The 20,339-nt window shown below is 39.7% G+C and carries 22 protein-coding genes; 14 read left to right on the top strand and 8 right to left on the bottom strand.

The features are described from left to right. Positions 1-250 precede the first annotated feature (250 nt). Both hemW and lepB read left to right on the top strand, forming a co-directional pair. Positions 251-1,417: a radical SAM family heme chaperone HemW gene (gene hemW / locus C6N34_RS14300; RefSeq protein ID WP_006277444.1), complete on the top strand. Its 1,167-nt coding sequence runs from the start codon at positions 251-253 to the stop codon at positions 1,415-1,417. Between the two features lie 82 nt (positions 1,418-1,499). Continuing rightward, a complete protein-coding gene (gene lepB / locus C6N34_RS14295) occupies positions 1,500-2,087 on the top strand; it encodes a signal peptidase I (RefSeq protein ID WP_006277443.1) in 588 nt (195 codons plus the stop codon). Positions 2,088-2,095: 8 nt separating this feature from the next. Here lepB and C6N34_RS14290 read toward each other — a convergent pair whose 3' ends face one another. Both C6N34_RS14290 and C6N34_RS14285 read right to left on the bottom strand, forming a co-directional pair. After that, positions 2,096-2,629, bottom strand: coding sequence for a helix-hairpin-helix domain-containing protein (locus C6N34_RS14290; RefSeq protein ID WP_006277442.1), 534 nt, complete (start codon positions 2,627-2,629; stop codon positions 2,096-2,098). 18 nt (positions 2,630-2,647) lie between these two features. Next, a complete protein-coding gene (locus tag C6N34_RS14285) occupies positions 2,648-3,022 on the bottom strand; it encodes an NINE protein (RefSeq protein WP_057177245.1) in 375 nt (124 codons plus the stop codon). 186 nt (positions 3,023-3,208) lie between these two features. Between C6N34_RS14285 and C6N34_RS14280 the strand changes: the two genes are divergently transcribed. Continuing rightward, a complete protein-coding gene (locus tag C6N34_RS14280; RefSeq protein ID WP_057177207.1) occupies positions 3,209-3,568 on the top strand; it encodes a four-helix bundle copper-binding protein in 360 nt (119 codons plus the stop codon). Between the two features lie 39 nt (positions 3,569-3,607). Here C6N34_RS14280 and C6N34_RS14275 read toward each other — a convergent pair whose 3' ends face one another. Continuing rightward, positions 3,608-5,194, bottom strand: a complete 1,587-nt coding sequence (locus C6N34_RS14275; RefSeq protein WP_057177208.1) for a helix-turn-helix domain-containing protein — start codon at positions 5,192-5,194, stop codon at positions 3,608-3,610. A gap of 398 nt (positions 5,195-5,592) precedes the next feature. Between C6N34_RS14275 and fdxB the strand changes: the two genes are divergently transcribed. Together fdxB and C6N34_RS14265 are read left to right on the top strand one after the other, a co-directional pair. Continuing rightward, positions 5,593-5,886, top strand: coding sequence for a ferredoxin III, nif-specific (fdxB, locus tag C6N34_RS14270; RefSeq protein WP_006277437.1), 294 nt, complete (start codon positions 5,593-5,595; stop codon positions 5,884-5,886). Between the two features lie 339 nt (positions 5,887-6,225). Continuing rightward, on the top strand, positions 6,226-7,743 hold the full coding sequence (locus tag C6N34_RS14265; RefSeq protein ID WP_115538351.1) for a sensor histidine kinase: 1,518 nt from the start codon (positions 6,226-6,228) through the stop codon (positions 7,741-7,743). A 10-nt stretch (positions 7,744-7,753) separates the two neighbouring features. Here C6N34_RS14265 and C6N34_RS14260 read toward each other — a convergent pair whose 3' ends face one another. Beyond that, positions 7,754-9,019: an FGGY-family carbohydrate kinase gene (locus tag C6N34_RS14260; RefSeq protein WP_115538352.1), complete on the bottom strand. Its 1,266-nt coding sequence runs from the start codon at positions 9,017-9,019 to the stop codon at positions 7,754-7,756. A 104-nt stretch (positions 9,020-9,123) separates the two neighbouring features. Here C6N34_RS14260 and psaM point away from each other — a divergent pair, with 104 nt between their 5' ends. Together psaM and C6N34_RS14250 are read left to right on the top strand one after the other, a co-directional pair. Then, positions 9,124-9,219 (top strand): photosystem I reaction center subunit XII, encoded by a 96-nt coding sequence (psaM, locus tag C6N34_RS14255; protein ID WP_015141228.1) that lies wholly within the window; start codon positions 9,124-9,126, stop codon positions 9,217-9,219. A 150-nt stretch (positions 9,220-9,369) separates the two neighbouring features. Next, complete coding sequence (locus tag C6N34_RS14250; RefSeq protein WP_057177211.1) at positions 9,370-10,188, top strand: formylglycine-generating enzyme family protein; 819 nt, start codon at positions 9,370-9,372, stop codon at positions 10,186-10,188. Here the strand turns inward: C6N34_RS14250 and rppA are convergent. After that, on the bottom strand, positions 10,158-10,868 hold the full coding sequence (gene rppA, locus C6N34_RS14245; RefSeq protein WP_057177246.1) for a two-component system response regulator RppA: 711 nt from the start codon (positions 10,866-10,868) through the stop codon (positions 10,158-10,160). The two genes, C6N34_RS14250 and rppA, sit on opposite strands and share 31 nt — an antisense overlap. 49 nt (positions 10,869-10,917) lie before the next feature. On the opposite strand from rppA, the gene hisG reads away from it, so the two are divergent. Then, positions 10,918-11,556 carry an ATP phosphoribosyltransferase gene (gene hisG / locus C6N34_RS14240; RefSeq protein ID WP_040009096.1) on the top strand — a complete coding sequence of 213 codons (639 nt, stop codon included), beginning with the start codon at positions 10,918-10,920 and terminating at the stop codon, positions 11,554-11,556. A 10-nt stretch (positions 11,557-11,566) separates the two neighbouring features. Here hisG and C6N34_RS14235 read toward each other — a convergent pair whose 3' ends face one another. Continuing rightward, complete coding sequence (locus C6N34_RS14235) at positions 11,567-11,986, bottom strand: Fur family transcriptional regulator (RefSeq protein ID WP_057177212.1); 420 nt, start codon at positions 11,984-11,986, stop codon at positions 11,567-11,569. Between the two features lie 185 nt (positions 11,987-12,171). Between C6N34_RS14235 and C6N34_RS14230 the strand changes: the two genes are divergently transcribed. The 3 genes from C6N34_RS14230 to C6N34_RS14220 all read left to right on the top strand — a co-directional run bounded on the left by C6N34_RS14230 (position 12,172) and on the right by C6N34_RS14220 (position 16,091). Then, the gene (locus C6N34_RS14230; protein ID WP_096543548.1) at positions 12,172-12,705 is read left to right on the top strand and encodes a peroxiredoxin; all 534 of its coding nucleotides are present in this window, start codon (positions 12,172-12,174) and stop codon (positions 12,703-12,705) included. 96 nt (positions 12,706-12,801) lie between these two features. Then, positions 12,802-14,154, top strand: a complete 1,353-nt coding sequence (gorA, locus tag C6N34_RS14225; RefSeq protein WP_096543546.1) for a glutathione-disulfide reductase — start codon at positions 12,802-12,804, stop codon at positions 14,152-14,154. Positions 14,155-14,174: 20 nt separating this feature from the next. Beyond that, positions 14,175-16,091 carry an ABC transporter ATP-binding protein gene (locus C6N34_RS14220; protein ID WP_115538353.1) on the top strand — a complete coding sequence of 639 codons (1,917 nt, stop codon included), beginning with the start codon at positions 14,175-14,177 and terminating at the stop codon, positions 16,089-16,091. Between the two features lie 187 nt (positions 16,092-16,278). On the opposite strand, the gene C6N34_RS14215 is transcribed toward C6N34_RS14220, so the two are convergent. After that, positions 16,279-16,776: an ureidoglycolate lyase gene (locus C6N34_RS14215; protein WP_006277423.1), complete on the bottom strand. Its 498-nt coding sequence runs from the start codon at positions 16,774-16,776 to the stop codon at positions 16,279-16,281. 288 nt (positions 16,777-17,064) lie between these two features. Here C6N34_RS14215 and C6N34_RS14210 point away from each other — a divergent pair, with 288 nt between their 5' ends. The 3 genes from C6N34_RS14210 (at position 17,065) to C6N34_RS14200 (ending at position 19,886) form a co-directional block, all read left to right on the top strand. Further along, a complete protein-coding gene (locus C6N34_RS14210; protein ID WP_141302948.1) occupies positions 17,065-17,757 on the top strand; it encodes an IS1 family transposase in 693 nt (230 codons plus the stop codon). A gap of 119 nt (positions 17,758-17,876) precedes the next feature. Continuing rightward, entirely contained in the window at positions 17,877-18,818 is a 942-nt protein-coding gene (locus C6N34_RS14205; RefSeq protein WP_115538582.1) for a LysR family transcriptional regulator, read from the top strand. Between the two features lie 27 nt (positions 18,819-18,845). Next, positions 18,846-19,886 (top strand): anthranilate phosphoribosyltransferase family protein, encoded by a 1,041-nt coding sequence (locus C6N34_RS14200; protein ID WP_115538581.1) that lies wholly within the window; start codon positions 18,846-18,848, stop codon positions 19,884-19,886. Here the strand turns inward: C6N34_RS14200 and panD are convergent. Then, positions 19,855-20,259, bottom strand: a complete 405-nt coding sequence (panD, locus tag C6N34_RS14195) for an aspartate 1-decarboxylase (protein WP_115538580.1) — start codon at positions 20,257-20,259, stop codon at positions 19,855-19,857. The two genes, C6N34_RS14200 and panD, sit on opposite strands and share 32 nt — an antisense overlap. Positions 20,260-20,339 lie beyond the last annotated feature (80 nt).

The raw sequence follows: 20,339 nt of genomic DNA, 5'->3' as shown, positions 1-20,339 counted from the left end.
TGTGCGAGGTTAAGGCATTTTTTTGGTCAAATGTGGATTGGTTAATATGAAGGACGGAATAATTATCAAACTGCATCTGGCCTACCAAGGCTGAGAATTCTGAAAATATATGTGGCCATTATACCTTGATGGTTTAGGTTTACCTGTAAACCTCCACGGGTTTTTGGATATACTAGGGTTTTCAGGATTGCTGCTAGTTTTAACTACAAAATGTAATTTTTGTCAACAGTTCTATCAATGAATTTTTTCCATGAGTTTTCCAATCCCCACCGCAGCTTATGTACATATTCCCTTCTGTCGGCGCAGGTGCTTTTACTGTGATTTTCCCGTGTATGTGACGGGCGATCGCGTGTCCGGGGAAGCATCCCATACAATTAGTCAGTATGTAGATAGCATTTGCCATGAGATCAGCATCACACCGACTTTTAGTGAACCCCTGAGAACAGTTTTTTTTGGTGGTGGTACACCTTCTCTATTGTCGGCCAAACAACTAGAGCAAATATTGAGCAGTTTGGAACAGAGATTTGCCATGGAATCAAAGATAGAAATTTCTATGGAAATAGATCCAGGTACATTTGATTTAGCTCGTATTCAAGGTTATAAAAATGCAGGAGTAAACAGAGTTAGTTTAGGGGTGCAGACCTTTACCCCAGAATTGTTAAAAACTGCTGGGCGATCGCACTCGGTTGAAGATATTTTTGCAGCTATTGATATAGTTAACCAAGTGGAGATACCCGAATTTAGCATAGACCTGATTTCGGGTTTGCCACATCAGTCTATAGAGCAATGGCAAAATTCTCTGACCAAGGGGGTAGAAATTGCTCCTACCCATATTTCCATTTATGATTTAACCATAGAACCGGGTACAGTGTTTGGTCGTTATTATCAAGCTGGGGATCACCCTCTACCAGCGGATGAGATGACGGTAAAGATGTATGAACTAGGACAAGAGATGCTTACGGGTGCGGGTTATGAGCATTATGAAATTTCCAATTATGCTAAGCCAGGGCATCAATGTAAACACAATCGTGTTTACTGGCAAAATCTTGCTTACTATGGTTTTGGCATGGGTGCTACCAGCTATGTAGAAGGTAAACGATTTTCTCGTCCTAGAAGGATCCAGGAATATTATCAGTGGTTAAATAATGGTGCAATAATTGATGCTAAAGTTATATATGTAGATGAGGAACTGTTAGAGACTATAATGTTGGGGATGCGTTTAGCGGAAGGTTTAAGTCTAGGAGTATTAGCAGAAAAGTTTGGTCATCAAAGAGTTGAGAAAATACAAAAGTGCTTACAAACCTATGTAATTCCAGGTTGGGTGAAATTGACCACAGATAGATTATGTTTAACTGATCCCCAGGGTTTTTTGTTTTCTAATGTAGTTTTAGGAGATTTATTTGCCAAACTGAGTTGAGAAAAGCTCAAAGATCATTTAGGTTTCTTCAAACCGTAGTATGTTAAAATCATAGGAGAGCCAAAATCCTGCACACCAGAGTATGAATGATCCGGAAAACAAGAGCATTGAGGAAACTTCCACATCTTTAAACAATTTAAATAAACAGGGGGGTTGGAAAGAAAATCTAACTTTAATAGGGGTGGCGTTGATTTTAGCCCTATTGATCAGAGTATTTATTGCAGAACCTCGTTTAATTCCTTCCGCATCAATGTATCCCACCCTGCAAATAGGGGATAGATTAGTAGTAGAGAAAATATCCTACCGACTTCATCCTCCTCAAGCTGGCGACATCGTGGTTTTTCAGACACCTCCCGAATTACAAGAGCGTGGTTATGATGACAATCAAGCCTTTATTAAACGGATTATAGGTCTTCCAGGAGATATAGTTGGTATAGTGAATGGTCAAGTTTATGTGAATGGCAAACAGTTGGAAGAAACCTACATTGCTGAACCAGCAAATCAACCATTCCCCCTGATTAAAATTCCAGAGAACAAGTTCTTTGTGATGGGAGACAATCGCAATGACAGTAATGACTCTCGGTACTGGGGTTTTTTACCGCGAAGAAACCTAATTGGTCATGCAGCATTTCGCTTTTGGCCCTTAAATCGATTGGGTTTGATAGGTTAGCGGTAATACTATTGAAAGTGCAAATAGTACATTAGTTTGGAGATCAGGTCACCAGATAATCCCAACCTGTTTTGAAAATCCACCAGATTACGATAAGCACCGCCAGCGAGGCGGTTTTTTACCACCGCCTCCGCTAGGACCATATCTATCGTTGGGATTTCCAATAGAGTTTCTATAGATGCCGTATTAATATTAATTGATGGGTGGTGTACTAGAGAGTGTTCATCATAATAGGTAAAACTTAATAAAGGCTTGAGCGGTTCTAGTCGATGAATGGGTAAACTCAAAGCCGCAGCAATATCTTCAATACAGTAAAACTTCACCCCAGAGCGCGACAATGCCACTAAAGAGCGACCTTGATGAATAGATAAACCGGGTAATCGTAACCAGTCATCCACATTGGCTTGATTAACATCAATCCGCATACCCAATTGTGCAGCAAGATGTATTTCCTCACCCGACTGTAAGCGATAGTAGGGATCATGAAGAAGTTTGTCTCGTAATTTTTGTAACTTGAGATTCCAAGGAAACCAGCTAATCATCGGAAATTATAGTCCCCACTAAGAAATACGGTCTATCAATTGACGACGTTTTTGCTCGAATTCATATTCAGAAATCAACCCTTCCTCACGCAAAGCATCTAACTCACGTAAAGCATTGGCCACCGATTCTACATTGGTGCTCACCTCCGGGGAACTGTGAACTGATAAGTTACCAGAATTAAACTTCCTGTTAAAAGTCTCCTCATCCTGTGTGATATACCACACCCCCTCTATAGCACTAGCTATTTTAGGAATTGGTGTCCACGATAATAACACATACAGAATTCCCCATAGTGGTTGTCCCAAATAAAACTTGTGTAATCCGGAAATAGCGATCGCACCGGAAAAGGCCAGCACAGCTGCAATGGCGCGGTTTTTCCGTTTAAGGAGCATACCCAATTGCACAAAACCCACCTAAAGTTTGCTTAAAAAACACTTTAATTCCTAGGGTAGCACAAACTAATTAGGGAGGGGGGAATTCTCCGAAAAAACTACTGCCAAAGCGGCCAGCTTGACCTCCAGACCTTAGCTAGGATGAATTTTTGGAATTGACCCCCAAACAAATCAGGAGTGTTGATTATGATGATGATGATGACTGAATCCTTGACCACAGAAATGCAAAACTGCGTCAATGCTACCACAGAATGTCATAAAATCTGTTTAGAAACCATGACCTACTGTATGAGTCAAGGTGGTAAATATATGAGTGCCAATCTCATCAGCGCCATGCGTGACTGCTCAGAATTTTGTATGATATGTACCAACATGCTAATTAGCGGTTCCCTATTTGCTGGAAAGACTTGTGCACTTTGTGCAGAAATATGCGATCGCTGTGCATTAGCTTGTGAAACCATCTCTACTGATAAAAAGATGACAGCTTGTGCCAGTGCTTGTCGCAATTGTGCAGAAGCTTGTCGAGGAGTAAAAGTAGGGGTGTAATTTCATAGGGGGGGACAGGGAATATAGTTGAAGATCGGATTAGAGAATATTTAAGATTCTCCTAAGCAAAAGCTGATCTTCCGATTTAGGTTTGAGACGGCCATTTTCCACATCACGGATCCAACTCTGACTTTTACCAGCCAACTTTGCTAATTCCCGTTGAGAGATACTAATAGCTTTGCGAGCTTGTAATACCTGTTCCCCCAATAAATCATCATGAGGTTTCACAGACCTTTTACCCTTGACGGAACGATGTTGTTTACGATGGGGTTGGGGAGTGACGTTTTCCCAATCTGAAGGTAATTCAAAAGACAAAATTCGAGCATTCATCAACATATTCCACTTACCACGGGGACTGCTATCAGTCAGACGATGCTCACCACTACCATCATTAATCCAAAATTCCAAGGCCTCATCTGGATCTTCAGGAATATCAACTAGTTTTGCCCAGAGGGGCTGAATTTCTACTGGGTAAGTAACGGGGTCAAAAATCACTTTAATACCATAGTGATTAAGTACCTCCAAATCATTTTCAAAAGTGCGTAGCAAACGCTTACGCTCATCCCGGGATCTAGAAGCAAGATGAATTTTTTCCTCGCCATAACCAACGCGCAATAAAGTAGGAACAGTAATTCTTTGTTCCCTGCCCATTTTAGTTTTAAAAAGTAACCATAACATCAACCTAACAGCACCTTCATGTTGTTGCCAAAGACTCATCACCGTAGTCAATAATGTTTTTGGTAAGCTACCATATTGATAGAATGCCAAACTTTCTTTACAGCCCTGTTTATTTAAAAAGTGCCTAGACCACAGACCAGCTTTCACTTTAAAAGTCAAACCAATGAGATATTTACAGCCTCGTTCATCTTCCTGAAAATGATGTTCAATATCTGTCAAATCCCATAGATAACTCTTCTGCACAGAGAAAGCGGGGACTTTACCTCTAGCTTGCCAATCAATAGAAACAACCAAAGAACAGACCTGTTGAACAATACTCTTAATCAAACATAACCTTGTAGTTTTGTTCAGATCTTTGCGTTTTTCCAGTCCCAAATATGCTTCAATTTGCCGTTCATCAATGGTAAATTCCTGTTCCCAAGGTCGCTCCAAAGTTGTAGCGTATGCTGCAAAAATTAGGTGAATACAGGCAGCACGAATATCGAGATTTTCGATAGTTGATAAATCTCTGACGAAACCAGATTTAGATGAGTCTTGAATAGCAAAAGAAATATTACCTCGACCTTGATTAACTTGACGACTATAGTATAAATTACCTCCCCCATCCTGTGCCCAATGTAATGATTTACGTTGGGCCAATATATTGCACGCCTCCCAAATGACTATAGCGGAAGCAAATGGGTGGTTTTTACCATTAGAAAATAAATCCAGACTGGTAGATTCTCTTACTTCAACTTTGCACCTGCCTTTTTTAGCTTGCCAGGGTATAGGAGATTGGGTAGGACAAGCAATTACGCATTGTGGTTCGGGATAATAACCCTCACAATTGTTACAAAGACAAGGATCTATCCAATATTCATTATTTTCAATTTTGATGGCACCCGTAGGACATTGGGGGCGGCATTTATCACATCTATTGCAATTTTTATTAGGAATTATATAAGGCATAAGGCTACTTCCTAGTTAAATTGCCTAGATGGTTGACTTAAATTAACCCTCGATGTCTCATTTTGATTCATAGTTAACCGTTCCCTGTTAACTGTAGATTGTGATTTGTCTCCCTATTCATACCCGGAAATTTAAACTTTATTAGTTCTTCATTAACTATAAATTTCATAAAGATTTTGATCAGATTGTTTATCATGAACTAGCAACTATTTATTAATGGAGGTAAATAAAAATAATTGTCAATAAAACATAAATATTTCGGTAAATAATAGTAAATCACCAGGCGCAGAGAATTTAACAAAAAAGTTAACGTTTAACATTAAAAAGTAAAAATATGAGACTATTATCAAGAAAGAAGGAACGAAAAAATTGTAAGTAAAATTGCTCAGGTTAGAGTCATGGCAACATTAACAGGATTGACATTTGGTGGTGGAACTTGGACACCTAAATTTGCCCAAGGTATTGATAAGGACAAATGTATTGGTTGTGGTAGGTGTATGAAGGTTTGTGGTTACAGTGTTTTAGGTTTGATGGCCTTGAATGAAGAGGGTGAATTTGTAGAAGATGAAGATGATGAAGAAATTGAACGTAAGGTGATGGTTGTTACTCAACCGGAAAATTGTATTGGTTGCCAAGCATGTTCTCGTATTTGTCCTAAGAACTGTTATTCCCATACAGTCTTGGAAAAGTAGTTTTTAGTGTTAGTAATTAATCAGCTACTACTGGTGTAGCTATCAAGATTGTCTTTTATGAGGGGAATTTTAAATCCTATGTAGTTTTATTTAGACTTATTTTTTGACGAAATTCAATCTATTTCAGGTAAGACGTATAGCAACACACATTTACATTAGAGCTATTGTGAGGTATTTTGAGGGAATTGGGTAAATTCCACCTGCGGAGTTCGGTTATACCACTCCCACGAATAGACAAAAGACTATAAGCTAGAAATCATGTAGTGCGGTGTATACTTTAATTATACTTTAACTATAGTTCAAATAATCGTCTTATAGTCAATCAAAGGGTGAAAACCTGTGTACCAATGGATTTTACCAAGTTTGGCAGAAATTCTGGCCCAAAGCCAATCCCACACAGTTCCATGTTCATCTGAAAAAGCAGAACAACAATGGCGTGTCGGTCTTGCTGCTGCAGAACATCTCCTCCTAACCACTCTAACACCTACAACACTCCATTATACTACTCCAGGTTTAGTTTTGACTGCACCAACTCCTCTGTTCGGTCAACCTAATCTGACCCAAAACCTACAGACAGTCACCTTTGCGACTAAACCTTTTAACCCTTTGGCATTAATGCCATTTGATGTACCACCAAAAGTGTTAGCAGACCAAGGTAATTTGCTCTTTGATCAAGATACTACTATTAGAAACAATACTTACTATTCTCATCTGTATAATAACAATAATAGCATTCTCCCTGGGGATTCTATTTTACCTTTATTAGCCCCCGATCCCCTGGGAAATGAACAGTTTTGCCTAGTATTTACAGAAAAGTTTACACTGGCTTTAGTATTATCAGCTCCCACTGGTAGTAAAAAAGAGTTTTTATTTTCCTTTGAGCCGAATGTGGTTAAACAAGCTTGGCAAGCATTAGGAACAAGACTAGTTTTGACTAATCCAGAATTGTTTTCCCAATTAGATGCTAGGGTTGAGAATTACCCCCTAACTGCACCAAACTATCAAACCATTATTCAATTTAGTCAATTTCTGCTTGCTGAATTACCAGAATCAACTGACAGGTCCACCCATTCTTTTCCCATCTTTTCCTTTCCCCAGGATCCCGTTTTGTCATCTGCAAAACCTCCTTCCCGTTCTGATGTGGAACTACTGCAGGCATTTTCCCATGAGGTGCGCACACCTTTGGCAACTATTCGTACTATGACACGACTGTTATTAAAGCGACAGGATCTACCCGGAGCTGTTGTTAAACGGTTGGAAGTTATTGATCACGAATGTACCGAGCAGATTGACCGTATGGAGTTGTTATTTAAGGCCGCAGAGTTAGAAACTTCTGAAACTTCAAGTTCCCAAACCACCCAAATTGGTTCCCAGCTCACACCAATGTCCTTAAATCAGATCCTAGAACAAATTATTCCCCGTTGGCAACAAGCAGCAACTCGACGTAATTTGACTTTAGATGTAGCTTTACCTCAACAATTACCAACTGTAGTTAGCAATCCCGCTATGCTAGATCGTGTACTAACCGGTTTAATGGAGAGTTTTACCCGCAGTTTACCCCCTGGTAGTTCTATTCAAGTTCAAGTTATTCCTGCAGGTCACCAACTTAAATTACAGTTATTACCTCGGTTGGGTTGTCATAATTCTACTAAAGATGTTCACATACCCATTCGTAAAGCGCTTGGTCAATTGTTAATCTTTCAACCGGAGACTGGTACTATTAGTTTAAATGTTGCTGCGACCAAACACCTATTTCAGTCTATAGGTGGCAAGTTGATTGTGCGGCAAAATTCCCAATATGGTGAGGTAATGACAATATTTTTACCTTTGGAAATTGATCATAAACACCTCTACTAATTAACAACTTTTAATTGGTTAATTGGTGGTCAATTGGCAGACCCATTGCTAAAAGTGCAGTTCCGTAAGCTGCTTCCGTGTGGGTGGATGGTGTGACATTTGTTTTTAAAAACCTCTTTCTCATAGTAGTCCACGTGGAATTAACTGCTCCACCACCAGCAGTATAAACATGAATTAGTTTATCTGCACCCAGCTGTTCTAATAGATTGTATCCCTTCTGTTCTATTCTTGCCATACCTTGTAACAACCCATGTAAAAATTCCCTTGGACCTTCAGGTCTGGGATCCAGTCGCGGTGCGAGCATTGGATCGTTCACAGGAAAGCGATCGCCCGGTTGTAGCAAAGGATAATAATCTAACTGACTAGATGCACAGCCATCTATTTCCTGACTTAGACTAACCAATTCTTGATCAGTGAAAAACTTTTTTAATACTGCTCCTCCAGTATTAGAAGCTCCCCCTGCTAACCACAAATTTCCCAACCGGTGACTATAAATTCCATATCGTGCATCTTCTATTCGGGTGCGACTTAAAAGTTTCAAAACCAAGGTCGATCCCAGGGAAGTAACTGCTTCCCCTGGTAATTTAGCTCCACTAGCTAGGAATGCTGCAATACTATCCGTTGTTCCTGCACATACCCAACAATCACGTCTGAGTCCAAATTGGTCTGCTACCCCAGGAATTAGTTTGCCAATTCTTTCTCCCGGGGTGAGAACCTTTGGTAATTTAATGGGAATTTTCAGATCCTCTAACCATTTCGGATATTGTAATTCCTTGACGTCATAACCTAACTTTAGTGCATTGTGATAATCACTAAAACCCAGTTTACCATGTAAAAGAAAACCCAACCAGTCTGCTTGATGTAGAAGATATCTAGCTTGAGAAAAATTAGGTAACTGCTGCATCCATAATAATTTAGCCAAGGTAGAGGTGGCACTGATAACAGTATGGTTGGGGGGAGCTACCTCAGCTAAACGCTTAATAAAGACTGACCCCCTTCCGTCCTTGTATAATAGGGGTGGGCACACGGGTTCACCAATAGCATTTGTCAGCAAAACAGTAGAAGAAGTGCCATTAATGGCAATTCCCCTGATTTGTCGACGGAGGTCCTGGGAAATTGCCCCTAAAAGCTCCCATAAAGTCGCTCGCCATACCACCGCATCACCCCGATCAGGATGGCAAAGAAGACGAATTTCTCCCCTAATAGTGGAATCTTCATCGATTACTATGCCCCGGGCGCCGGAAGTACCAAAATCAATACCTAAATACAACGTCATTTTGGTTCATGTTGCGTCTTGTAAAAATATGTGTCTCAATTGTGGTAAAACCGTAAAATAGCTGGGAGATGTCAATTCATCCTGTTTTTTGGAGGGTTACCACCATGTCTATCTCAGATACTCAAGTTTACATTGCCTTGGCCGTAGCTTTAATTCCAGGTATTTTGGCTTGGCGTTTAGCTACCGAACTTTACAAGTAATACCAGTGCACCGGTTTATAACCGTTCAAACAATTTGTATAAAATTGTGAGTCTGTAGCGGGTCAACCGCTACAAGGCTAAATGGCAACCCCTTTATTCCTTTTGGTTATGTTTCGATTTTAACGCAATTGCAGCCATTAAACCAAACCAATGTGTCCTCAATTGGAAAATCTGGAAAATTTCAAGTTTGACTTAATAACTACTAATCAAACAGGAGAGATAATTAGTAGAACCGACGGTAGTGCTAGGTACTTCTTAGAAGAAATAGGCCCTATAAGACTGAAAATGGTGGAAATCCCAGGGGGAGTATTTACCATGGGTTCTCCAGAAAATGAGGAGGGGAGGTATAATTACGAGAGTCCCCAACATCAAGTAACAGTACCCCCATTTTTCATGGGTAAATATCAAATAACACAAGAGCAGTATCAGGTTCTAATGGGAGAAAATCCCTCTCGATTCCCAGGTAGAAAACGCCCGGTGGAAAGAGTAACCTGGATTGAAGCTGGGAAGTTCTGTGAGCAATTAAGTAAAAAAACAGGAAAAAACTATACCTTGCCCAGTGAAGCTCAATGGGAATACGCCTGTAGAGCTGGTACTATCACTCCATTTCATTTTGGTGGAAGTATTAATACGGATTTAGCCAACTACAATGGCAACTACACCCAGGGTTCAGTGACCAAGGGAGAATGGCGACAACAAACCACAGAAGTGGGAATATTTCCGCCCAATGCCTTTGGTTTGTATGATATGCACGGTAATGTGTGTGAGTGGTGTTTAGATACATGGCATCGAAACTATCAGGGCGCGCCAAATGATGGTAGTCCCTGGATTGATGAGAGTAGCCAATATAAAGTGATACGTGGTGGTTCCTGGATTAATTTAAATAGGATCTGTCGTTGTGCTTCTCGTGACTTCAACTTCGACTACTATAACGACCACTATGGTTTTCGGGTAGTCTGTAACGTGTAATTATGGTAACTAAAACGATATCCTTTACCATAGACGGTGTGAATTAATGTAGACTCTCCACCTAACTCAATCTTACGTCGCAACAGACGAATTAACGCAGCAATGACGTTACTCTCTGGTGGTTTTTCCCCTTTCCATAAGTGTTGCATAATTTGACCATGAGTTAGTAATTGTTCTGGATTTTCCATAAAATATTTTAGGAGTTGACTTTCTTTTTCTGATAGCTCTATTATTCTTCCCTGACGATGGGCGACCTGATTTTCCATATCTAGTTCTAAGTCCCCCACTGCTAACTTTCCCGTTATGGTATAACTATCAACACTAGAACGACGCAACAGGGCACGAACCCTGGCCAGTAACTCCCTTAGCTCAAATGGTTTGACTAGATAATCATCTCCACCCGCATCTAAACCCTGAACTCGGTCATCTAAGGTGTCCTTAGCGGTGAGGAATAAAACGGGGATATTTTTGCCCTGACGACGCAATTCCTGGCAAATTTCCAACCCGGTTTTTTCCGGTAACATCCAATCTAAAATCAATAAATCATAGGTTCTTGTTTGTGCTAGTTCACTACCGCTTTTGCCATTATATGTTATGTCCACTATATATCCTTCGCGGGTCAAGATCCGCCCTAGAGGATCCGTCAGTTCCACTTCATCATCAACTAATAAAATTTTCATGCTCCTAGTGAGATAATAAACCCCAAAGACAAACATATCAAAAAAAATAATGCTGACTGTTGCACTACCAAAAGGGGAATTACTTAAAAATAGCATTCAACTAATGCAATCTGCTGGTTTGGATTTTAGTGCCTTCCTAGATGCTGGAAACCGTCAATTGCAAATTTATGATGCTAGTGGAAAAGCTAAGGGACTGTTAGTCAGAGCGCAAGATGTACCTGTATATGTTGAATATGGTCAAGCGCAACTGGGTATTGTCGGTTATGATGTGCTAAAAGAAAAAAAACCACAAGTAGGACAATTAGTTGACCTAAAGTTTGGGTATTGTCGAATGTCCGTGGCGGTAAAGTCTACCAGTTCTTATAAATCACCCCTAGACCTACCTGCTCACGGTCGTGTAGCTTCTAAATATGTTAACTGCGCTCGGGAGTATTTTGAAAGTTTGGACTTACCAGTGGAAATAGTACCTTTATATGGTTCAGTGGAACTAGGACCAATTACGGGGATGTCGGAAGCGATTGTGGATATTGTTTCCACCGGAAAGACTCTCCGGGAAAACGGACTGGTAGAAATTGCCACCTTGTATGAAAGTACTGCTCGATTAATTGTTCATCCCTTGAGCTATCGTTTAGATTTGGGAGGGATATATAATTTGGCGCAAAGTGTCAAATCGTCAGTTAATTCCTGATGTGTCTTTTCTATTCTCGACAATTATCACATGTTCCATGAACCGTAACCTGGTAAGTCTTTCCCCGCAGACCAGGACGGAGATTTTTTAGTTCTATACATTCAAAGGTGTCCCAAGGTATATCTTCAATTCCTCCACAACGCTGACAGCAAAAATGATGATGGGGTTGTATATTCGCATCATAGCGAGATACCCCCTCCTGTAGGAGCACCTCCCTAACTAGTCCCACTTCCCTTAGAGCTTGTAAAGAGCTATATATGGTCGCTTGGGATGAAACTGGAAAGTCTTTATTCAGATCCGTCAAGATTTGATCTACTGTGGGATGATCGGTACGAGATAACAAATTTGCATACACTGCAAAGCGCTGGGGAGTCACCCTCAATCCCTTAGATTTTAAGGTTTTAATAATTGCGTTTGCTTGCTCCTGCATGATCCTAATCTTATTGATGAAAATTTTTACATTAGGCCTAGTTTAGCATATCCCAAAACTAATGCCATTTACTATTTAATAAAAAAAATAAGTATTTATTACTATTGACTTTTTATTAAATCAGAATTATTCTGAGATAAGAATAGACATAAACACAAATTTATCAATTAAACGAAGAGGTTAACATGGCTGTAATTCAAACCGTTCCTGACGTTGTTTTCAAAACCCGGGTTCGTGACGAGCTGATAGGTGGTCCCAATCCTTTCCGTTGGCAAGATCGGACTACGCAGCAGTTGTTTGCTGGTAAGCGTGTAGTTGTGTTTTCATTACCAGGAGCTTTTACTCCCACTTGTTCTACTTCCCATTTACCACGCTATGAAGAGCTGTATGACGAGTTCAAGAGTTTGGGTGTAGATGAAGTAATTTGTGTGTCTGTGAATGATGCTTTTGTTATGTACCAGTGGGGTAAACAGCAGGGAGCGCAGAAAGTGTTTTTGTTACCAGATGGTAATGGAGAATTTACCCGTAAAATGGGTATGTTAGTGGACAAGTCCAACCTAGGTTTTGGGATGAGATCTTGGCGTTATTCCATGGTAGTGAATAACTGTCACATAGAAAAGATGTTTGTTGAACCTGGTTACGAAGATAATTGTCCTACTGATCCCTTTGAAGTTTCCGATGCAGACACCATGCTAAAATACCTGCAAAGCGTAAGATAGTGAAATAAAATGTGGGAAGGAATGATTCCTTCTCACCCACTGGTATGGTTCACTAATTAAACTAATTAAACCGATAGTAATTAAGAAATTATAAAGATGAATTACGATTTTGACTTATTTGTAATTGGTGCAGGTTCTGGTGGTATTGCTACAGCTAGAAGAGCAGCAGAATATGGAGCAAAGGTAGGAATTGCTGAGTTTGATAGATTAGGTGGAACCTGTGTAAATCGTGGTTGTGTGCCCAAGAAACTGATGGTTTATGCTTCCCATTTTCCGGGATTGTTTTCCGATGCTGTAGGTTATGGGTGGGGTAGTGTGACCAGTTCCCTAGATTGGGAAAAGATGATTAACGCAGTCAATAACGAGGTAAACCGTTTGAATGGGATTTATCAGAGAATGTTAGATAATTCCCAAGTGGAGGTTATACAGGGGTATGGCAAACTTGTTGACACCCATACCATTACAGTTGGTGAACGCCAAATCACAGCAGACAAAATACTAATTGCAGTAGGCGGCTATCCAACTAAACCGAATATCCCCGGAATTGAACATGCCATTGTATCTGACGACATGTTCCACCTGAAAACCCAACCGCAAAAAATGGTGATTTTGGGTGGTGGTTATATTGGGAGCGAGTTTGCCTGTATTATGAATGGATTGGGCACAGAAGTCACCCAAATTATTCGTGGTGATATGATTTTACGTGGTTTTGACCATAATTTACGAAGTGAAATTCAACAGGGTATGAGTGATCACGGTATTAATATTATTAATCATGCTCAGGTAAGTGCTATAGAAAAAGAAGGCGAAATATTCCAAGTTAAATTCCGTCAGGATGGACAAGAAGAAGACACAGTAATTGTTGATGCGGTAAGTTTAGCAGCTTTAGGTCGCAAACCAAAAACTGAAAATTTGGGATTGGAAAACACCAAAATCCAATTAGACCAGGGGGCGATCGTGGTAGATGAGTATAGTCGCACAGAAGAGGAGAATATTTATGCTGTAGGTGACTGTACCAACAAAATTAACTTAACCCCGGTAGCGATAAATGAAGGTAGGGCATTTGCTGATACTGTCTTCGGAGGTAAGTCTCGCACCATGAGTTATGAAAATGTGCCTACAGCTATTTTTACCACACCAGAAGCAGCTACAGTGGGACTAACAGAAGAACAAGCACGGGAGAAATATGGTGACGCGGTGAAAGTTTATCGCAGTCGTTTTCGTCCCATGTACTATACCCTAGCAGGGAAAGAAGAAAAAACCATGATGAAATTAGTGGTGGAGCAAACCAGTGATTTAGTCCTGGGGGCTCACATGGTGGGAAATAATGCAGCGGAAATTATTCAAGGAGTTGCAATTGCTATTAAAATGGGAGCAACTAAAGCCAACTTTGATGCTACCGTAGGGATTCATCCAAGTTCAGCTGAAGAATTTGTCACCATGCGATAATCAACGCGACAATCACTAAGATGATCATCTACCCATTTCAGAAAAAATCCGATAAAAAGCCCCGCAAACCCCCCCAGAAGTCACCTAAACCAGACCACCGCCAAAATCAAAATGACTGGCGGTTATTTTTGCGTTTAGTTCCCTATGGTCGTAACAGTAAATATCTACTTGTATTATCGCTGCTTTTGCTTGTACCCATTGCGATCGCCAATTCCATACAACCATTGCTAATTGGACAAGCAATATCATTAATTCGTCAAGAACCGGGGACTTACAAATTTCTGACCAGTCGCAGTTTATGGGAAGGACTAGGAATCATACAAGCACTACTACTAGCAATAATGGTAGTGAGACTATCCTTGGTAGGAGTCCAGAGTTATTTAGTCCAAAAGGTAGGGCAGAGAATTACTGCTGCAATTCGTCAAGACTTATTTAGTCATGTAACATCCCTATCCTTGAGATTTTTTGAATCTACCCCGGTAGGAAAATTGGTTACTAGATTGGTTAGTGACGTAGAAAGTTTAGGAGATGTATTTGCCACAGGTGCTATTGGTATTATTTCTGATATATTTTCGATGTTAGTGATTACCATTTTAATGTTCACAATTCAGTGGCAACTTGCCTGTTTACTAATATTGATTTTATTGCCAATTTCCTGGTTAATTGTCTACTTTCAGAAAGAATATCGTCAAGCAAATTATAAATCGAGAGAGGAGCTATCAAAGATAAATTCTCAACTGCAAGAAAATATTGCTGGTATTAACGTAGTGCAGTTGTTCCGAAGACAGAAATTAAATGCGGAATTATTTCGTGCCACCAATACAAAATATATTCAACAGCTTGACACTACTATCTGGTATGATTCAGCGGTTTCTGCCACATTAGAATGGGTTAGCTTAATTGCTATTGCTGGTGTTTTATGGGTTGGAGGTTATTTACTATTGGGTCGAAGCATAACCTTTGGTATTCTATCAGCATTTATACTATATGCTCAACAGCTATTTGACCCCTTGCGAAACTTTGCTGAGAAATTCACAATTATTCAGGGTGGATTTACTGCCATTGAAAGAGTCAGCAACATTTTAGATGAACCCATAGAAATTAAAGACCGGGTCAGTCCTAAATTTTCACTATTAGACAATCAGGGGAGCTATATAGACGACACCATCAAGAACTTAGAAGAACAAAACTTTATCACTCCTTCAGCATTAGGAGAAATTCGCTTTGAGAACGTGTGGTTTGCCTACAAAGATGATGATTATGTACTCAAAAATTTAGATTTTGTCATTCACCCTGGAGAGAAAATAGCCTTAGTCGGTCCTACTGGAGCGGGTAAAAGTTCAATCATTCGTCTTTTGTGTAGACTTTATGAACCCACAAAAGGACGTATTCTAATTGATGGTATAGATATTCAGGAGATACCACAAATTGAGCTAAGACGTTACATGGCAGTAATTTTGCAGGAAGTCTTTTTGTTTGCTGGTGACGTAAAAAGTAATATTAGTTTAGGAGATAACTACACATCAGAAGAGATTGAGAGCGCTGCAGAAAAAACCAATGTTGCCAGTTTCATTCAAGAGTTACCTCAAGGTTATAATACGGAATTAAGAGAGAGAGGCACAAATATTTCAGGGGGACAAAAACAACTATTAGCATTTGCGAGAGCAGCCATTCGTAATCCACAAATTTTGATTTTAGATGAAGCAACTGCCAACTTAGATGTGGGAACTGAAGCACTAATTCAACAAGCGTTAAATCAGTTGTTAACTGCAAGGACAGCTATAATAATTGCCCACCGGTTGTCAACTATTAGAAATGTGGATAGAATTTTTGTTTTAAAAAGAGGTGAATTAATTGAACAGGGAAGTCATCAGGAACTAATCAATCAAGGGGGACTTTATGCAACTTTACATAATTTACAAATGTTAGGCAGTTAAGTGGGTGGGTGGAATTAAATATAAGATGAACCTAGGTTGGGTTGAAGTATGAAACCCAACGCCCCCATGGGTTAACCCATCCTACAAATAATTGTGCCTCCTTACTTAGAGTTAGAGCAAGAGGATAGGGGGATAATTAATATATATTATGTATTATATGAGGTGTATTCACGTACCTATTGCTAAACTACAGTACAATCTGAAAGGTTAATCCATTAGTTTTTAAAAAATCATGGGTGAAATGATCAACAAGATTCGTATCACTAAGTTCTAAATTATAAAAATCAACAAAATCATGATAGAAATAGGGACCTGCGTGCCAAGTTCCTACTTCTAGTTTGATAAAACAGTTACCGGGAATGTGAAAGACCACTAACTTATCTAAAATGGGTTCCCTATTATTATTCTCTGGTGGACAAACTGCCATAAACCAATCCTTCCCTTCCAGAGAACCTAGACACTGAGTACATTCAACATGACGAGTTATCTTATGAAATCGTGTTCCTTGTTTTTTTAAGCGCATAATATAGAAGCGTGTAATACCATTCTCTAAACTTAGTTGAGCATCTGTATAGTCAAAAATTTTATCGTCTTTACAAGGAAAGATCACCTGTCCATAAGGTTGGAAACTTTCTGGAGTGATAAATTGTGCCATTAACTCCCGCAATTTTACAGCTGTGTTCACGAAATACTCCCTAGATACAAATTTAGTCAAAAATATTATAGCCCTAGTCACCTGCTTCAAGGGTGGATCATTTGTGGGGTCATACACCTCCCCCCATATTTATGAGCTTGAGTTAATAATGAATTAATGATCAATTAATGCCCAGTTAATACAAGGTTAATACAAAACCAATATATAGCCCTCCCCCCTTGCAGATAAAACTAATACTAGGTTAATACTCAAATATTGAGTCGATTGCTATTACAACAAGGCGTTGCATAATAGAGGTATGAATTGAGGTAATCTACTGTGCATTGTCCAAACTGCGGGTCTTCCAAAATCAGAAAGAATGGCAAACGTCGAGGTAAACAAAATCACATTTGTGTTGATTGTGGTCGTCAATTTATCGATGTCTATAGTCCACCTAAAGGCTATTCAGAAGAAGTTAAACAAAGTTGCCTGCGCTCTTATGTTAACGGTATGGGATTTAGAGCAATTGAACGCGATAAAGGCGTTCATCATACAACTATTATTTACTGGCTAAAACAAATTGGTTCCATACTTCCAGATGCTCCACCAGTTGAGGAAACACCCTTGGTAGGTGAGCTTGATGAGTTGGAGACCTTTGTGGGATCAAAAAAAAACAAAATATGGTTGTGGACAGCAGTAAATCACTTCCGTAAAAATATCCTGGCTTGGGTTGTGGGAGACCACAGCTCACAAGCATTTCAACCTTTGTGGGACATCGTTAAACTCTGGCAATGCTTTTTTTATGTTACTGATGGGTGGAGGGTTTATCCGAGTTTTATTCAGCCAGAGGATCATATTGTGAGCAAAACATATATGACTAGGGTAGAGGGTGAAAATACACGTTTACGTCACTACTTAGCGCGACTACATAGAAAAACGCTATGCTATTCAAAATCTGTAGATATGCTTAGGTATTCAATTAAATTATTACTTCACTATTTAAAGTATGAAGTAATACCCGCGTTTAGTTGATTCATCCCGCAAATATGCAACGCCTACAACAAAAATTGTCAAAAGTTTGTATCATAACCTAATAAAATGATGGAATCAGAATTTTAAGTTAAAAACTCGGGATACAATTCCTGTTAATTATGCGTTTAGAGCAGTTGCAAGCCTTTTTAGCGATCGCCCAAACAGGTAGTTTCCAACAAGCTGCCAAAAAATGTGGGGTCACCCAATCTACGATCAGTAGGCAAATTCAGGGTTTAGAGGCAGATTTAGGTGTAGAGTTGTTTCATAGAAACACTCATGCTAAGTTAACATTAGGTGGTGAAAGGTTACTACCGCGTGTGAGAAAAATTTGCCAAGAGTGGGAATTTGCAACCCAGGAACTAACAGATTTAATCAGCGGAAAACAGCCAGAATTATGTGTTGCAGCAATCCACTCTATTTGTAGTTCCTATTTACCGGAGGTGTTACAAATGTTTTGTCACAACTATCCTCAAGTACAATTAAGAGTCACCTCATTAGGTAGCGATCGCTCTTTAAAAGTATTGAAAGATGGTCTAGTAGATTTGGCAATTGTGATGTACAACAAGTTTCTAATTACTGGTAAGGAAATGGTGGTAAAAAACCTATATGAAGAGCCAATAGAAGTATTAGTAGGAATCAATCATCCTTTAGCGGAATTTAGATCCATACCGTGGAGTGAACTAGTTAAATATCCCCAGGTGGTATTTAAGGATGGTTATGGAATGCAGCGACTAATTCAAGAGAAGTTTGATCAGCTAGGAGCAGTATTAAAAGCAGCATTAGAAGTGAATACTTTAGATGCTTTTCGGGGTGTGGTGAGACGGGGGAAACTGATAGCTTTATTACCTCATTCAGCGCTAATTGAAGCCAAGTTTGATCCTAGTCTAGTAGTACGTTCTCTCAACAATAATGAGGATAAAGATCATGAATTAGGAGGGGATTCTAGTTTCACTCGTCGGGTGGTGATGGTAACTACCCAGGATCGGTTAACAATACCCCCCATAGAACACTTTTGGCAATTAGTAGCTGACCATATCCCTCCAAAGCAGTCTTTGTCTTGATTCCCCATTAATCATTCACAGTTTCTTATGTCCCATATATTTAGAGAATTTATCCGCAAAATTGGTAGCGGAAACCACACCTCAGAAAATCTCAGTCGTCAAGAAGCTTATACAGCTATGAAGATGATGTTATTATCTGAACCCACACCTGTACAAATAGGCGCATTTTTAATTGCCCATCGGATTAAACGCCCTACGGGTGAAGAATTGGCAGGTATGTTAGATGCTTATGATGAACTGGGTCCCAAATTGGCACTAACTAACTATGATGAAAATCCCATAGTTTTTGGCATACCCTATGATGGTAGAATCCGCACAGCTCCAGTTAATATCATTACCACTTTATTGTTGACAGCAGCGGGTAAACCTGTAATCATGCACGGAGGCGATCGCTATCCCACAAAATATGGTTTACCCCTGGTCGAAATTTGGCAAAACTTAGGAATCAATTGGGCTAAGGTATGCTTAGAAAAAACTCAAAAAATATTTAACATAACCGGTATTGGTTTTATACATACACCGAGTCATTTTAGCTTAACTAAAAGCCTTTGGGAATATAGGGAACAACTGGGAAAACGTCCACCACTAGCAACAATGGAATTAATTTGGTGTCCTTATGTAGGTAATGCCCATATTATTGCTGGCTTTGTTCATCCTCCCACAGAGGGGATGTTGCAAACAGCTTTAGAGATGAGAGGAGTGAAACAATATACCTTTATCAAAGGTTTGGAAGGTAGTACGGATTTACCAAAGGATCGGACTGCGATTATTGGCACATCCTGCTTTGCTCCCCAGGAATTACAAAGACTGAATTTGGCATCCCGCGACTATGAATTCAGCAATAAGAATGTACCCTTACATAGTCCAGAGCAGCTAATGACAGACATCAAATCTATTATTAGAGGAGAAAGCAATGACTTGATGGAGACAGCTATTTGGAACGGAGGTTTTTATTTATGGCACAGTGGTATTAGTCCACATATGTCAGCAGGAATAGATAAAGCTAGAGAACTACTCCATAGCGGTCTAGTAGCTGCTAAACTACACCAATTACTCCAGATCCCCTAATATACTGATCATCATAATCTCTCACCTCTAGGATTTGATTCTTCTCGTTGACAATTACCACCCTAGGACAATACTCCTTTAATTCTTCCTCAGTAAATTGCCCATAGGTCATGATAATCAGGCGATCGCCCGTTACGCCCAATCTAGCTGCTGCTCCGTTCAACTCAATGATCCCCGAGTTAGCTGGTGCTGCGATCGTATAAGTAATGAGGCGCTTTCCATTGTTCTTATTCACCACTTGTACCTGCTCGTATGGTAGAATACCAGCCTCATGTAAAAGAACTAGGTCAACACTGATACTACCCACATAATTAACATTTGCACCGGTTAGGGTACAGTTGTGAAGTTTGGCTAAAAGTAGAGTACGCTGCATTTCTTTAAAAGTTGTTTGCCAACATATACAACATATCAAAATATATAGGGGGAGGTGGGCAAAAAACGAAAAAAGTGCCA

Origin of the sequence: Cylindrospermopsis raciborskii Cr2010, from assembly GCF_003367075.2 — a bacterium.
Classification (GTDB): domain Bacteria; phylum Cyanobacteriota; class Cyanobacteriia; order Cyanobacteriales; family Nostocaceae; genus Raphidiopsis; species Raphidiopsis raciborskii.
Note: the sequence above shows the minus strand (reverse complement) of the source record. Positions and strands in the feature narration are given on the sequence as shown.